Raw genomic sequence first — 15,584 nt, forward strand, 5'->3', positions numbered from 1 at the left:
CATGTTACGTTAAACGTGGTTCACTTACGTTACTTCCTCGTTATTATATATCCATATCTGTTCAAAAAACAAAAAACGCCTTGATGCTCATGGCATCAAAGCGTTCAAATGACTGTTTCGCATATGTTTGGTTGTTACTTCACAATACTGCTTTGAATATCTTGCAGAATTTGCGTATTTGCTTGAACGCCACTGTACAACCAGCTGCTTGTGCTTTCAAATTCGAACACATTACCTGTCTTTACAGCAGGGATGCTCTGCCATACGGCATCTTGCAGCGCTTCTGAGCCTGCTCCCTTGTCACTGTTCACCAGGAATAGATAGTCTGCGTCCATTTCCGCGATCTTCTCCAATGAAATCTCAGACCAGTTACCCGTTGCCTTCGCGGATGCTTCCTTCACAACATTAGGCTCTGCAAGTCCAAGTTCGTTGTACATCACTTCACCACTGGAAACATTGTTGCTTACAACATAAAACTTGTTATTGAACAACCACAATGCTGCGGCCGATTTTGTTCCTCCAGTAATAGCAATTACTTTTTCTTTGATTTCCTTTGCTTTGGCATCATAATCGTCAAGCGCCTTCTGCGCTACATCTGATTTGTTCAGAATCTCACCGATCTTGAGCAGAGCTTGACGCCAATCCTTGTTGACCTCATCTCCGAGTACATAAGTAGGGGCAATTTTGTTGTACTGTTCGTATTTCTCCCCTTCAACTGTACTTTCAGAACCCATAATAATCAGGTCTGGTGAGAAACTGGCCATTGCTTCAAAAGGTAGATCACTTGCAATACCAGGTATGCCATTCAGATCATTTTGCAGATAATCCTGCAAACCATTGCCGTTGTTGATGGACCACTGTGCCGCTGGCTTAACACCGAGTGTAACGAGATGGTCTTCCAGATAAGACGCGATGACACGTTCAGGGTTAGCCGGGATGGTAACCTCGTGTCCCATTGCATCTGTTAATGTGCGCTCTGTAGCGGCTTCTGTTTGTGTCTCAGTCTCCGTTGTTGTATCGTTCTCTCCTGCTGCTCCATTCTCTGCAGGCTTCGCTCCACACGCGGCCAACCAGATGGACATAACCATCACCGTCATTAGAAGCATGATCATCTTTTTATTTCTCTTAAACACTTGATATATCCCCTTTCAATTCATTATAGAAACCTTATTCGGCGCTATTGTGACAGATATCAACGTTCAAAAATATTGACACTATTATTGATACATATAATATCCATATGTACATTTGTCCGATTCCATTGACAATGATAATTGTTATCAGTTCAGTTGTCAATTCGATTATGTGCCGAGGCGATCATATAAAATCTTCTTGGCGGCACTCACATATAGGCGGATGCCGCCATATGCTGAATGCAGAATATGACGACAGGAAGGATGTTCTGTACATGTATTACGAATATAACCCTTATCTAAGTTATGGAGAAGACCGTTCCTTTCAATTACCTCCACTGTTCCCAGGAGGTGGCGGTGGCGGCACACCGGGTGGTCCGACGTTTCCTGGTATCCCTGGCGGTCAAGGCACCTATCCTCCATACATTCCAGGCGGAGGACCCGGTCCATATATCCCTGGAGGCATTCCAGGTACAATTCCGGGTACAGCACCGGGCGTACCTGCGCAACTGACTCAAGGCAACCTGCCCACCCTACTTAGTGCCTATCCTCGTCCGGTAGGTCAGCCTCCGGCAGAAATGCTTTTTCTGTATAACCTGATCAAAAGCAGCCCGGGTCTGCTCCCGCTCTTCCTTCAGCAACAGCCGCAAAGCCTCACTCAAGCTGTGCAATTTGCACAGACTGGTGCAGCGGCACCACGAGATAACGAAGAACGTGCGCTGCCCAACTTTTGCTATAACCGGTGGTCCCTTGTCTTCACATACAATGATGTCTACCTGATGTGGCCTGCGATTAATCTGTTTGGTTTTGTGGTGGGGTACTTTTATCCATTCCTCACGCCAGGTATACTGTCCAATACACAGATTTTGTTTGCGCTCTGCTAAACCTGTCCTTACCTACAGCAAGAGCCCCACTTGGAAGCATAATTCCTTCCAAGTGAGGCTCTTGTTCGTTCTTTTATCCAGATGTACCTTTACATTACTAAGACTCCATAAACGCAAGGTGTGCAGAATCAGTACCTTTAACTCAACACTTGATCGTTGTGGCGCTTCCTGCCTCTACTGACCATTAGGAAGTAAATCACCAAGGCACCGAGATCAGCACACGCAATAACAATTCCCATTGGCACAGCTGTGCCTTCTCCCCCGAGACCTACGAGGGGAGCGACAATACCACCGAACAGGAACGTCATCACACCAATAAGCGCAGACGCACTGCCTGCCGATTTCTCCTGATTGGCCATCGCCAAGGCAAAGGACGCGGTATTGACCAACCCAACACTGGATACCACCAAAAATAGCGGAATCAGTACAGAGATTAGATTACCTCCAGCCAGAATGGCGATGAGCAGTGAAGTTCCTCCGAGCGCCGCGGTTAGCAGCCCCACGATTAACAGGCGAGTCTCTGATACCTTTCCTGCAAGTCTGCCGGCAATCTGACTGGCCAGAATAATGCCTAACCCGTTAATGGCGAAGCAGACACTGAACATTTGCGGGGATACCCCGTATATTTTCTGAAGCACAAACGGTGAACCTGATATGTACGCAAACATGCCAGCAGCTACAAACCCTTGGGTTAACGCATAACCCATAAACTGACGATCCCCTGCGATTTGGCGAAACGTAAGTAATGTCTGCTTCAATCCCCCGCTTGATCTGCGATTGGAAGGTAATGTCTCTCCAAGACCGAAAATGACAGCCAACAGCGTCAGTATACCGATGAGGCTGAGCAAAATAAACACGCCGCGCCACGATGTATACGTCAACAATTGTCCACCAATGATTGGTGCAGCAATCGGGGCTACGCCGTTAATCAGCATTAACAGAGAGAAGAACCGTGTCAGTTCCGGGCCCGAATATACGTCTCTGACGATTGCGCGCGAGATGACAATCCCTGCCGCTCCAGCTACACCTTGAATGAACCGCAGCACAACAAAAGGGCCCATCGTAGGGCTGACCAGGCAAAGTATGGAGGCGATGGTATAGAGCACAAGCCCTGCAATGAGCGGTGTTCGCCGACCACGCACATCACTTAAAGGTCCGGCAAGCAACTGTCCAACCGCAAGTCCAATCATACACGCCGTCAGACTGAGTTGAGCATACGAAGTAGATGAACCAAACTCATCAGCCAGCGTGGGCAATGCGGGTAAATACATATCCAGGGACAACGGCCCGAAGGCCGACAACGTCCCCAGAATTAAAGCCATCCGTACACGGGATGTGGAATTCATGTTCAATGAAGCTGTTGTACTTTTCATCAAATACTACTCCCCGCTACCCAGTAGCTTGAGCAGGTTGGACGGCAGTGTGAACTGTTGATTGTTAATAATAATACGGCGCAATTCTTCTTCATCCCGCTCGTTATCGGCGTCCTTAATCTCCTGAATTTCCCGGTGAAGTCGCTCCATCTGTTGATCCAGCGCATTTGCCGAATCTGCCGCACTCTTTAACTCTCTCGTCAAATGCTCGGGAACATCCTTATTGTATTTATAAAAAATCTTATGTTCCAGACTCGCCCAGAAATCCATCGCGATTGTACGGATCTGGATCTCCACACATGCTCGTTCCTCACCATTGGACATGTACACAGGCACTTCCACCAAAAGGTGAAGGCTTTGGTAGCCGTTTGGCTTTGGATTCTCGATGTAGTCTTTGACCTCCAGTACACGCAGATCACTCTGGTTGCACAGCATATCCTTAATACGATAGATATCCGAGATAAAGGAACATGTAATCCGTACCCCGGCGATATCCTTGATATTTTGCTTGATGCTCTCAAACGTTAACTCATGATTTTTGCGGAACATCTTGTTCATAATGCTCTCAGGTGATTTCAGTCTGGACTTTGTATGTTCAATTGGACTGTAATCATGCAAAGACTGGAATTCTTCCTTCAGGACTTCAATCTTGGTCTCCATTTGATCCAGAGCAAATTTATAGATCATCATAAATCTAGTAATTTCATATTTGAATTTCTTGAATTGATCGATTGGATGTGGAGCGTTCATCATGGCTTTCTCCCTTTCTTTCTGCACACTAAAATTAGTTTTATGAATATGAGAACAAGCGGTCAATCCACATGTCTCCTGAACCATTATAAATCATATGGAGCCAATAAACGAATTTCTCACATTTGGGCTGGCAATTCAGCCTGGAAGGTATGGGAACTTATTTTACGCGCATCCTATAGAAATATCCCTGTCATTTGGCCCGCAATTATTAATAAAAGAGGTGGATTTTCCTGCTCTATCAAGTGACGTATTCATCCGATACACTTCGGGTTAAAGCTTATTTATACCTGCCACAAGGTTGTTCATTACCTGATCTCACATATGAAACTTCTCATCCCGGCTCTGTCTCCTCTGCCTGTCCGGAATTCGCTTCCATACATACATCTCTACATTTGCAACCACTCGCCAGCCATTACCCTGCTGCAACAATGCATGATACGGATAACATACCGGAACAGTGGCCTGTACTGATCTATTGTCGCGGCGGACTTGGCAGCTATGGCGGGGTAAATACTGTTTGGCTTGAGCAATTTGTACATAAAGGTTATATCGTGTTCGCCCCATCCTATCGTGGCAACGAAGGCGGTGAGGGTCGTGACGAGTATGGCGGAAGAGATGCCGAAGATGTGCATGCCGCTTACCGGTTGATACAGCGTTTACCTTTTGTCGACCCGACTCGGATATCGTTAATGGGGTTCTCCCGTGGGGCCATTAATGCTGTACATACCGCAACTGCCTATAATGAGGGGCCGGACAGAGTACATAAGTTAGTTCTTTGGAGCGGTGTCGCCGATGTGGAACGCACTTACCATGAGCGAACCGACCTGAGGCGCACATTGAAACGGGTACTGGGTGGTTCCCCACGCGCAGTTCCGGAAGCTTATCTCGCCCGTTCTCCCTTGTCGAAAGCGAACAAACTATCTTGTCCCGTGCTAATCATGCATGGTACATCGGATACACAGGTGAATTATAGTCATGGAACCCGAATGTATCACTGGCTGAAGCGCGGAGGTGTGAACGTTACGTTTCACGCCTATGGCGGGCAGGATCATCATTTTCACGAGAAAATACATCAGTCAGCAGTGAACAATATGTTTGATTGGCTCACTGCACCTTAAGTCTTGCGCGATGAATTTCATTTTGAAGAAGCATGGGTTATGGCTGTATACTAGAGGGGCTACGTTTTTTTGAAAGGACGGATAGGATGAGTCAGAGCACCCTCCAAAAATACGCCATGCTGCTTCTCTGTATGTCTGCCGGAATGGTGGACCTGATCGGATATCTGGGACTGGGGCATGTGCTCACAGCCAATATGACGGGAAATATTGTACTGCTCGGTATTGCAATTGCCCGTGCTCAGGAGTTTGTCGTGCTGCGGTCATTGCTTGCTCTCATCGGTTTTATTGCCGGCAATGCCATTGCAGCACATATGGTTGGACCTGTGCAGACCAAAAATGGCTGGTCTTCCAGGGTCACAGCCGTGTTCACTGTTGAAAGCATATTGCTCCTGCTGTTCGCGATCGCCATGATTAGTCCATTTTCAGGACAACTGTCTTATCTGTTAATCGTCATCCTAGCCGTTGCAATGGGGATGCAAACAACGGCGGCACGCCGCATTGGCATTGCTGGCATCTCAACAACCGTGCTCACCAATAATTTGGCCGCTGTGGTTGAGGATACCGTAAGCATTCTCAAAAAGCTGCGACATGCCAATATCCGATCGTTAGCCAAAGCCTTGTCCACAGACGCCTACCTTCGCGCAGGTGCTGTTGTCATCTATTTGATCGGCGTCATTGCAGCCGCATTGTTATTCCACCGTGTGCCCATGATTGCAGTCTGGATTCCTGTCCTGATCATTGGAGGCGTAACCCTATACGCCCGATTACATGCATGGGGAACTTCACAACAAAGCAAAAGTTAATAGTTGAAGAAGCAACCTACTCATTTTCAAGAGGCTGTTCAAAAATCCGCTTTAGGTACTGAAAACTGGTCTTTTTGAACACATATTTTAAGTTATTTTTAGTACAATCACGCTATTTATTTCATCAAAGCAACTTCTTGGCGGATAAGCTTGACCAGATGCTGTGCAGCAGGTGATAGTACCTCCCCGGCTCGTGTACATACGGCAACCGTATTTCTCAGCTGTACACCTCGAACAAACACACGTGCCAGTCTGCCTTGCTGCACATCTTCGTTCACAACCAAAGAAGATATAAAGTTGGCCCCATAACCTGCCTTCACCGCACTGATCGTTTCGTTCAGCCCGTTGAACTGAAGCGCAATGCGGGGAGCGGCCAGGTTATTTGTTGTGCAAAGGGAAACGAGTCGCTCACGTGTAGCACTGCCTTCTTCGCGCATGATGAACGGTTCTGCCATCATCTCATGCAGCTCGATTTCTTTTCCCGCATACGGATGGTCGGGATGGACTACAAACCACATCTCATCGTCAAACAATTCATCCCATTGGACACCTGCATGTGTAATGCCACTTCCACCATACACTGCAATCTCTGCCTCATAACGAAGTAATTGGTCAAAAGCCATTCGGGTGTTGGTTGTGCTCACAACAATCTCCACATCCTCGTGCATTTGCTTAAACCGCGCAATCCAGCCCGGCAACAGAAAATTCGAAGGCAAGTAGGTTGCCGTAAGACGGATCAGTCCTTTCTTGCCCTCCCGAAAATCCTGCACAAAATTCTCGACATCCTGCTTCAGCATGAACAGACGTTCCGCATAACCTGTTAACTGTATCCCCGCATCCGTAAGCACCAGTCTTCTTCCCTCCGAAACAAAAAGCTGGATTCCCAATTCACGTTCAAACTTCTTCACCTGAGAAGATACCGCTGGCTGACTAATATTTAGTTCCTCTGCGGCACGAGTGACCCCGCCATATCTCACGATGGCATGAAATAATCGTAATCCATGCAGATTCATGTTTACACCTCTTCCACGTCAATTACATAATCTAAAGTTATATTAACATACATAATATATATTTTATTTATATATACACTCCATTTATAGTTGAAATATGAAATCCAATACAAGGAACAAGGAAAGGAACATGTGAACATGAAAAATATAAATACGACCAACCTACAGCATACCTGGACTCAAGTCGACGACTACATGAATGATCTGCTGATTCCATCAGATTCCCTGCTGGAACATACACTGCAAAGCAATGCCGAAGCTGGACTCCCTGCTCATGACGTAACACCAAATCAAGGAAAGTTACTTCAGCTTCTGCTGCAAATCCAAGGCGCATCCCGTGTACTTGAAATCGGCACATTGGGTGGATACAGTACCATCTGGATGGCAAGAGCGCTGCCTGAACACGGACGCATCGTCTCACTGGAATCGGAATCACACCATGCAGACTTGGCCCGAGCCAATCTCACACGAGCAGGACTGATGCACAAGGTTGACCTGAGAGTTGGTCCTGCCCTAACCACCCTTCCCGATGTTCAGGAAGAATACAGGGAACCGTTTGATATGATCTTCATCGATGCTGACAAACCGAGTAATCCCAATTATCTGAGATGGGCCCTGCGACTGACTCGGCCGGGGAGTCTTATTATTGGTGATAATATCGTCAGGGACGGCGAAGTGATCCGCACAAACAGCACAGACCCCAGAGTTCAGGGCGTTCGATCATTCCTGCAGTTGATCGCGGATTACCCTCGGCTTGAAGCTACAGCACTGCAAACGGTTGGTAGCAAAGGTTACGATGGATTCGTCATTGCTCGTGTGATTGATGCCCCTGAACCAAAATAAACAGTGGTCAATTCTTCCGCAAATTCCCCTTTCCTGTTAAACTGGAATCACTGCACAGGCAGACTGGGGGGAACCACTTGAGAGTTTTACAACATATTAATGATGAAATTCGCGGCTGGTCCCGCAATATTCAACTGTTTTTCCTGGCTAGCATTCTGTATCAGATCGGAAATGGCATGTTCTCTGTCTTGTACAATCTGTACATTCAGGGTCTGGGCTATAATGATACAATGAACGGCCAGATTGTAAGCATTCAATCACTCGCAACAGCCATTATGTTTGTTCCTATCGGTCTATGCGGTGATCTGTTCAGCCGCAAGCGATTACTCATTACCGGGGCGTTATTCAGCGGAATCTTTCTGATCGGACGCTCCTTCGATTATTCGGCTACAGGGCTGATCTGGTTCGCGGTATTCTCTGGCCTTTTCGCTGGGGTATTCCAAGTACTGGCCATTCCTTATCTGGCGGAAAACGTCAAAAAAAGCCAGCGGCTGAAGATGTTCAGTTATTATTCATCCCTTGTGCTCGCTTCCCAGGTTCTTGGTAGCCTGGGTGGCGGTGTATTCGCAGATTTGTTACATACGGCAGGACTCGCCAAAGTGACAGGATTGCAGACGGTTTTATTTGTCGGTGGTGCAGCAACACTGGCTGCGTTTATTCCACTGTTATTTGTAACCGAAGGCAAGGCTGCTCCGCAGACAACAATTCCGGCCCAACCCGTTCTTCAACCCAATGCGGATCTAAAAGAAAGTTCAACGAATACCCCAAGCACGGACGATTCGATCACGAAGAAAAAAGATTCCCGACTGATTGGTCAGTTTATAGTGACTCAGTTGTTAATTGGATTAGGTTCTGGACTGGTTGTACCGTATCTGAATCTGTATTTCACCAATCGGTTCTCGGTTTCTCTGAGCGGCATGAGCTTACTGATTGCACTTGGTCAGATTATGACGATTGTATCCATGCTGATTGGTCCTACCTTGGCGGCAAAGGTCGGAAGCGTAAGAGCCGTTGTCATTTTCCAGGTCATGTCGCTGCCCTTCCTTCTATTAACAGGCTTCACCAATCTGTTGTTCATCGCTTCGCTCAGTTTCTTATTCAGACAAGCATTGATGAACGCAGCCAATCCCATTCATTCAGCCATACTGGTGGATCGGATCTCGGACAAACGCCGCGGCATTGCCAATTCACTGATGCAGACCTCGTTCATGATTGGATGGGCGACCATGGGACCCGTTCAATCCTATCTGGTCACCACGTACGGAACGTATTGGGGTTATGCGATCACATTCAGCATCACAGGCTGTCTATACGTTATTTCATCACTGATGTACTATGTAATGTTCAGAGAACCCAAACCTTCCGCTACGGCTCTGGCAGGATCTTAATGAGTTGAACAGTAGCAGTATGGTTGTTCCGCAAATAACGCAACGTATCTCATCATCAGGAGTGATCACACATGAACATGAATCCTTCATTAAACCTGAATGCATACCTGAATCTCATACCACCTCATTCAACCGGTAGGCTAAACGGATGGAACTGATGCGCAAGCTTGGTTCCCACGTTGTCTTTCGGTTTTTTCTTAGTCTGGGTGTCTCTGTTCTTGGCGGATTGCTGTTCGCAGTCATTCATACACCGATCCCGTGGTTGCTCGGGCCAATGGTATTCATGTTGCTTGGTTCCCAAGTCGCCAAATGGCCGCTCATATGGCCTGCCTCCATTCGGGACTATGGCATTCTGATTGTTGGTTATTCGATTGGACTCACCTTAACAAAAGAGGCACTGCACGGCATTTTGCAACAACTTCCCATGATGCTTCTGATGACCTTGCTGTTAATCGGATTGTGTGTAATTACGGCCTACATCGCTTCAAAGGTAACCGACTTTGACTTCCCCTCCCTGCTGGTTGGCAGCATTCCAGGAGGACTGTCCCAGATGGTGTCCCTTGCAGAAGAGATGAAATCCATCAACTTGACGCTGGTTACTTTTTTGCAGGTGACTCGGCTGATCATGATTGTCTTCTGTGTTCCGTTCTTGCTATTCAGTCCATGGATTGGAGGTACCGCAGGTGGCGGTTTGGATCATCCGTTCATTGACGTAGCGACGTGGGGTACCCTTTTCCCCGAGATTCTTCTCTATGTTCCGCTCTGTGTAGCGGGTGCATGGATTGCACGCAAACTCCGATTTCCGACGGCCTTTATGCTGGGTCCCATGATCGTCATGTGTGTCGTTCAATTAAGTACAACGATGCACACGCCCAGTCTGCCAACCTCCCTCTTAAACGTATCGCAATTGATGATTGGCAGCCACGTTGGACTGATGCTCAAGCCGGAACAGTTGCAACGCAAGACACAGACTGTCACGCTAGCGGTGACTAGTAGTGTACTGCTCATTGTTGGTGCGCTTGGATTGAGTTATCTGTTAATGAATGTGTTCTCCCTCTCCGCGGCAACCTCACTACTCAGTATGGCCCCTGGCGGGATGGATCAGATGAGTATCATGGCACATGAAGTGAATGCCGATCTTTCGGTTGTATCCGGGTACCAATTATTTCGCATCCTGTTTATTTTCTTCATCGTCTCTTCCGTACTGAAGATGATTCTTGTACATATGTTGAAAGAAGAGAAAGCTAAACCCTATCTTCAATGATCAAATTTTGTCTGATCCCATGCCAAAGAGAGTATCCATTTGATGTCACATCCTGCGGATACTCTCTTTTATTTGTACAGACTCATCTTCAACATTTGGCCTCATTCAATTTTAAGCATAATGACTACTTATGAATAAATTCGGTTGTACATCCAGCCTACAATGCCCACCGTAACCACTGTTGCCCCAATAATAAATGCATAATAGCCAATCTTACTTTTGGACTCCGAAGTCTGATGGTCATAATAATCCGAGTTACGTCGGTAAAACCCCATCCATAACTCTCCGATCATATTCACAACAACCAATACAAAACGTTTAACAAGCCCCATTGTATTCGCGTCTCCTCTCTCTAATCAACCTTCTTCCATATTAAGTATAATTATCCCAATTCATTAAAACAACCTACTCATATTACCTTTGGTGCAGTTTCTTGCTCCAACCAGGTTAGAATATTAAAGGCTTCCTGATCGGTGCTACCACACATCTCTTCCTCAGCTTGCAATCCACTGCATACCGCAGGACGATCTTTTTGGCCAAAAATTCCGCAGCGATTATCATCCGTAAGCTGCACACAACGTACACCTGCCGGCTTGCCATGAGCCATGCCCGGTATCGGTGATGATATTGAAATCGCGATACAACATGCGGCACAGCCTGTCCTGCATTCCATACATATTCCCTCCTAAATTCAATACACTTACAATACATGTTCAAAAAGATCGGTTTTCAGTACCAAGAAGATGGAATGAATTCCATCTTCGATGCTGATGATGCCATTAGGCATCCTTCGTAATCAAAAGCGGACTTTTTGAACTACCTCTTATATTATGAACGATTTACCCAGGTCCAGGTTCGTGCCAGTCCCTGAGCAATTCTCCGATTCATACTTCGATTGGAAAAATACCCCCCATGACTTAGTGGATTCCAGCTCAAGGCTAGGCCACCCGAGTTCACTTCAATGTCTTCTTTGACAGCTTTCTCATAAGCCGGATCAATGGGACGCAGCGGATAACCCAGAATATCATCCCGATCATAGAAGTTCACCCATTCCCCTTCCAGCCCGGTATAATAGTGATTCACATGGGAGGAGGGCACCTGAATCGGGCAGCTAAAGTCATGATAACGCAAACTCCATAAGGGCAGGGTTGTACCAAACGAGTAAAAATGGGTCAACGTGTCCCCCCGCTCCAAAGCCGAGTTCACATCCACAATTTCAGGTACACGACTGGACGGATATTGCAGATCGTAGAAGAAGTTACTTGCGATTACTGCACCCAAACTATGAGCAACCACACAGAGCGGAGCCTCTGGTCCGTTACGCTGTGCAAGGGTATGCATCGCCTGGTTCAACGTTCGATGTACGGCATCATAGTTATGGCCTTGATTTTCCACCGGTTGATAAGCAACCGCATCAGCGAGATAATGGATGACAAATCGGCGTAGTGTCTGGTAGTTCAAACCCGGAGAGCTGACGAGCTGCTGAAACAGCGCCTCTTCCCGCTCCTCAAATACGTCGGCCCAATATACAGGTTCGATATCCAGCATCTGTTTGGCGGCTCCAGGCAGGACCATCACCTGATCCAATTCCTTATGCAAACAAGCAATCAGCTTGTCCGCGTAGCCTTCCTTTCGCATACCCAGCCCATGAATGACCATCACCGCAACACGTGTCATGGCTCTCCTCCTCATCGATTGACTAGGATCTCTTTCTCCACCATATGAACGCCACGACTCGAACATGCCTGAAGCTTGCTTTGTCAGAAGAACCTTTCCAACCACCATTATTTTAAAAATGTGATTCTTCCATTTTATATACAGTTTACCATGATCGTCATGAAAATAACGATCTCACTAGAGTAAAGGGTTGGATTCAAACCAGCCCCTCCTCATCAAACCGTACGTGAGGTTTTCCCTCGTACGGCTTTTCGATGTTTGTCATTCATCGGCATGCGGATCACAATAACGTTTTTAGTCCATACATATTGGCAATATACTTGAATTCAGCTCCTGTGCTATCTCTTCTTCGCATAGCACAGGGTTAATCGGTTTCAATGCATTATCTTTCAATCCATGCCATTCCCTTTACGCCGGAGGGTTCTTCGCTGTTGTCCCAAGTTCTGCACAGCTTCCACGGCCTTCGTCCATTGTCACAAGACTCGGCTCCCTCTTTTCCCCTTCGTAGGGCCCTTTTGACGACGTGGCAGGATTCACTTGATGTTGCTGCCTTGGTTGTCGCTCGCCCGGGATCTGACCGATTCTTTTGTCGATGCGCTTTTACACACATATCTCGCCATGTGCAAGCGTCCTGGCTACAAAGGTGGCTTGGCCCCTCCTTTGATTGGACTTTCACCAACTAGATAATGCGTGCATCTGAGTACGTACATAATAATTATCACAAAAGGTAAATATAAAGAGAGCCAATTTAAATTACTGGAGTGCACCCCTTAGAATAGACATTGGAAAAACCCCTGGGTTTAGCCGATGAAATTCTAGGGGGTGCATTTTTTTATGGCGATTAAAGGACAAAAGTATAAAACGTATTCGGAGAAGATAAAAAAAGAGGCTATTCGTCTGCATACGGTTGAGGGCTGGACTTACCGAAAGATCAATGAACATTTGGGAATTCATGACCCGGGACGAATGAAACGCTGGATGCGAAAACACCGGGAACAAGGCGAGTTTGGACTGATGGATCAGCGAGGTCGACGGAAAGAATATTTGGATCAAGAACGCTATGTGCAAAAACTGAAACGGGAGAATGAGTTGCTAAAAAAGTGCTTGGTAATCTGGAAGGAGGAAGCAAACAAGAAAGATTTCAGATCATAGAAAAAGTAGCGGCATACGGGGATATCCAGAAACTTTGTGATGTGTTTGGCGTGTCACGGAGTGGATTTTATGCCTATGTAAAACGTAAACGATTCGATCGCGACGCAAAGGCGAAGAAACAGGTGCTTCAAACGTATCAACGATATGAAGGCAAATATGGTTATCGGCAGCTCCAGTTGTTCCTTTGGCAAGATCAGGGGATTTGGATGAACCACAAAAAGGTGCTACGCCTGATGCAAATGCTCGGTATTCAATCTCGAATCCGTCGTAAACGGCGCTCCAACAGCTCGTATGCACCTGCGCAGCGTGTAGCAGAGAACCGCTTGAAGCGAGATTTCAGTGCAGAAAAACCGAATCAGAAATGGGTCACGGACATTACCCAGTATCGTGTGGGAGAGCGCTGGATATATCTTTCAGCCATAAAGGATCTGTTTAATAACGAAATTGTGGCCTACGAAATAGGCGAACGCAATGACAATGAACTGGTGCTCCGCACATTCAGCAAGGCGTTTGCGAAGCAAACAGACGTGACCGGACTAGTCGTTCACAGCGACCAGGGATTCCAGTACACATCTCATGCTTACCACGACATGCTGCCAAAGGTTGGCGCCCAAATCAGCATGTCTCGCCGAGGAAATTGTTATGACAATGCCTCGATGGAGAGTTTCTTCTCGCATCTCAAAACGGAAGGACTCTATCCTTATCATATCCGAACGCTTACCGAAGCACAAAGCAAAATCGAAAAGTATATCCGTTTTTACAACCGAAAACGACCACAACGGAAACTAAAAAAACTGACGCCGGTAGAGTACCGACGCCAGTTTGCAGCCTAGGGTTTTTTTTATAATGTCTACTAAATGGGGTCTTGACCATTACATAATTGGGTCTTTTTTTGTTTAAAATGCTGAAAACAAGGAGATGTATGTATATGTCACAAAAGATAGCAGTCATTGTTATACACGGCTTAGGTAAACAACATGAGGATTTCGCAACAATATTCAGTGATAATCTACATAAGACCTTTACTACAGTTAGTGGAATGAAAAATCCTGAGTTATGTATAGAAATTAGACCGGTGTGGTGGGCATCTGTTTTTGCTGAGCGCGAGGAAGAGTTAAAAAGGAAGTTAGTAGGAGCACCATATAATCTCCGATACGAAGAACTTAGAGAATTCATGATTCATTATTTGGCAGATGCTGTTGCATACCAGCCTTTAAGGGACGGTGGAGAACAAAACTACGACGCTGTGCATCATACGATAAGCAAGCAACTGAATCGCATAAGTATCGAAGTTGGGCCGGATACTCCTCTCTGTGTGGTTTCACATAGTTTAGGTAGCGTGATCGCTAGTAATTACTTTTACGATCTGCAAAACGCTAAGGAAAAAACAAAAATAATTGATCCTAGTTCCCCTTTAGAACGAGGAGAAACCTTATCGCTTTTCTATACTTGTGGAACTACCCTCCCTTTATGGAGTCTGCGTTATACTTCCTTTGATCATCCAATCCAAGTACCAAGCAAGGATTTTTTAACCATGCATCCGAATATAGCTGGGGAATGGATCAACTTTTATGATAAAGACGATGTCCTTGGATTTCCATTGAAAAGCATACATCCTGAATACGATAAAATCGTTAAGGAAGACCGTGATGTGAATGTGGGGACTATAATCGACCGATGGACTCCCCTTTGTCACAACGGATATCTCCACAGTAATAAAGTGATAAGACCCATTGCAGAGGGATTACATAAGATCTGGCAGCAGATTAATGGACTTTGAATAAATCCAAGTACATTACCTTTTGAAGGGATCTCTTTCAAACAATCCACCTAAAAAAACAACCCCAATCTAATATATAACGATTGGGGTTTGTCTATTCTAAACACCCTCTTTAATTTATCAATCCAAATTAGTAATCATAAGATGTTGGCGTTCCTGCTGGGAATGGATCGCGAGCTGCTTCTCGAACTTGCACAACATCATCAGATTTAATGGGTACTACTTGATTCACAAATTAATAATATAGCTAAAAATAACATAAATCTAATCATAAGTGCTCGCAAAAGCAATCCCAGCAATTTGAAACTGTTCATACTCTGTTAATTCAGGTTGTGTTTCAATCAATCCGTAGACAACATTGGCTGCCCGTTGTGATAATGATCTTCATCAACTTGATGTCAGA

Annotated in this window: 16 protein-coding genes; 9 read left to right on the forward strand and 7 right to left on the reverse strand. The window is 46.0% G+C overall.

Features of this window, described 5'->3' with window-relative positions; all coding sequences use genetic code 11:
- Positions 1-134: 134 nt before the first annotated feature.
- On the reverse strand, positions 135-1,133 hold the full coding sequence (locus ACDJ59_RS13120; RefSeq protein WP_413409333.1) for an ABC transporter substrate-binding protein: 999 nt from the start codon (positions 1,131-1,133) through the stop codon (positions 135-137).
- A gap of 233 nt (positions 1,134-1,366) precedes the next feature.
- On the opposite strand from ACDJ59_RS13120, the gene ACDJ59_RS13125 reads away from it, so the two are divergent.
- A complete protein-coding gene (locus tag ACDJ59_RS13125) occupies positions 1,367-2,017 on the forward strand; it encodes a hypothetical protein (RefSeq protein ID WP_413409335.1) in 651 nt (216 codons plus the stop codon).
- Positions 2,018-2,154: 137 nt separating this feature from the next.
- Here the strand turns inward: ACDJ59_RS13125 and ACDJ59_RS13130 are convergent, their stop codons facing one another.
- Together ACDJ59_RS13130 and ACDJ59_RS13135 are read right to left on the reverse strand one after the other, a co-directional pair.
- Positions 2,155-3,390: a multidrug effflux MFS transporter gene (locus ACDJ59_RS13130; RefSeq protein WP_413409337.1), complete on the reverse strand. Its 1,236-nt coding sequence runs from the start codon at positions 3,388-3,390 to the stop codon at positions 2,155-2,157.
- A 6-nt stretch (positions 3,391-3,396) separates the two neighbouring features.
- Positions 3,397-4,140: a GTP pyrophosphokinase family protein gene (locus ACDJ59_RS13135; RefSeq protein WP_036608962.1), complete on the reverse strand. Its 744-nt coding sequence runs from the start codon at positions 4,138-4,140 to the stop codon at positions 3,397-3,399.
- A 245-nt stretch (positions 4,141-4,385) separates the two neighbouring features.
- On the opposite strand from ACDJ59_RS13135, the gene ACDJ59_RS13140 reads away from it, so the two are divergent.
- Both ACDJ59_RS13140 and ACDJ59_RS13145 read left to right on the forward strand, forming a co-directional pair.
- Positions 4,386-5,261, forward strand: a complete 876-nt coding sequence (locus tag ACDJ59_RS13140; protein WP_413409338.1) for an alpha/beta hydrolase family protein — start codon at positions 4,386-4,388, stop codon at positions 5,259-5,261.
- 86 nt (positions 5,262-5,347) lie between these two features.
- Complete coding sequence (locus tag ACDJ59_RS13145; RefSeq protein WP_413409340.1) at positions 5,348-6,064, forward strand: YoaK family protein; 717 nt, start codon at positions 5,348-5,350, stop codon at positions 6,062-6,064.
- A 116-nt stretch (positions 6,065-6,180) separates the two neighbouring features.
- Here ACDJ59_RS13145 and ACDJ59_RS13150 read toward each other — a convergent pair whose 3' ends face one another.
- Positions 6,181-7,077 (reverse strand): LysR family transcriptional regulator, encoded by an 897-nt coding sequence (locus ACDJ59_RS13150; protein WP_413409341.1) that lies wholly within the window; start codon positions 7,075-7,077, stop codon positions 6,181-6,183.
- Positions 7,078-7,215: 138 nt separating this feature from the next.
- Here ACDJ59_RS13150 and ACDJ59_RS13155 point away from each other — a divergent pair, with 138 nt between their 5' ends.
- From ACDJ59_RS13155 to ACDJ59_RS13165, 3 genes are all read left to right on the forward strand, one after another.
- Positions 7,216-7,920, forward strand: coding sequence for an O-methyltransferase (locus ACDJ59_RS13155; RefSeq protein WP_413409343.1), 705 nt, complete (start codon positions 7,216-7,218; stop codon positions 7,918-7,920).
- A 77-nt stretch (positions 7,921-7,997) separates the two neighbouring features.
- A complete protein-coding gene (locus tag ACDJ59_RS13160) occupies positions 7,998-9,308 on the forward strand; it encodes an MFS transporter (protein ID WP_339308031.1) in 1,311 nt (436 codons plus the stop codon).
- Between the two features lie 148 nt (positions 9,309-9,456).
- On the forward strand, positions 9,457-10,572 hold the full coding sequence (locus ACDJ59_RS13165; RefSeq protein ID WP_413409345.1) for an AbrB family transcriptional regulator: 1,116 nt from the start codon (positions 9,457-9,459) through the stop codon (positions 10,570-10,572).
- Between the two features lie 128 nt (positions 10,573-10,700).
- Here ACDJ59_RS13165 and ACDJ59_RS13170 read toward each other — a convergent pair whose 3' ends face one another.
- The 3 genes from ACDJ59_RS13170 to ACDJ59_RS13180 all read right to left on the reverse strand — a co-directional run bounded on the left by ACDJ59_RS13170 (position 10,701) and on the right by ACDJ59_RS13180 (position 12,249).
- A complete protein-coding gene (locus ACDJ59_RS13170; RefSeq protein ID WP_017688872.1) occupies positions 10,701-10,904 on the reverse strand; it encodes a hypothetical protein in 204 nt (67 codons plus the stop codon).
- Between the two features lie 77 nt (positions 10,905-10,981).
- Positions 10,982-11,245, reverse strand: coding sequence for a YkgJ family cysteine cluster protein (locus ACDJ59_RS13175; RefSeq protein ID WP_413409347.1), 264 nt, complete (start codon positions 11,243-11,245; stop codon positions 10,982-10,984).
- Between the two features lie 155 nt (positions 11,246-11,400).
- Positions 11,401-12,249, reverse strand: coding sequence for a chemotaxis protein (locus tag ACDJ59_RS13180; protein ID WP_413409349.1), 849 nt, complete (start codon positions 12,247-12,249; stop codon positions 11,401-11,403).
- An 834-nt stretch (positions 12,250-13,083) separates the two neighbouring features.
- Here ACDJ59_RS13180 and ACDJ59_RS13185 point away from each other — a divergent pair.
- From ACDJ59_RS13185 to ACDJ59_RS13195, 3 genes are all read left to right on the forward strand, one after another.
- Positions 13,084-13,401, forward strand: a complete 318-nt coding sequence (locus ACDJ59_RS13185) for a transposase (protein WP_413406014.1) — start codon at positions 13,084-13,086, stop codon at positions 13,399-13,401.
- On the forward strand, positions 13,350-14,234 hold the full coding sequence (locus tag ACDJ59_RS13190) for an IS3 family transposase (protein ID WP_413406016.1): 885 nt from the start codon (positions 13,350-13,352) through the stop codon (positions 14,232-14,234). The genes ACDJ59_RS13185 and ACDJ59_RS13190 overlap by 52 nt, the downstream gene beginning before the upstream one ends.
- 95 nt (positions 14,235-14,329) lie before the next feature.
- Positions 14,330-15,181 (forward strand): chemotaxis protein, encoded by an 852-nt coding sequence (locus ACDJ59_RS13195; RefSeq protein WP_413409351.1) that lies wholly within the window; start codon positions 14,330-14,332, stop codon positions 15,179-15,181.
- The last annotated feature ends 403 nt before the right edge of the window (positions 15,182-15,584 follow it).

The sequence above is a fragment of the Paenibacillus amylolyticus genome, assembly GCF_047302515.1.
GTDB classification, from domain to species: domain Bacteria; phylum Bacillota; class Bacilli; order Paenibacillales; family Paenibacillaceae; genus Paenibacillus; species Paenibacillus amylolyticus_G.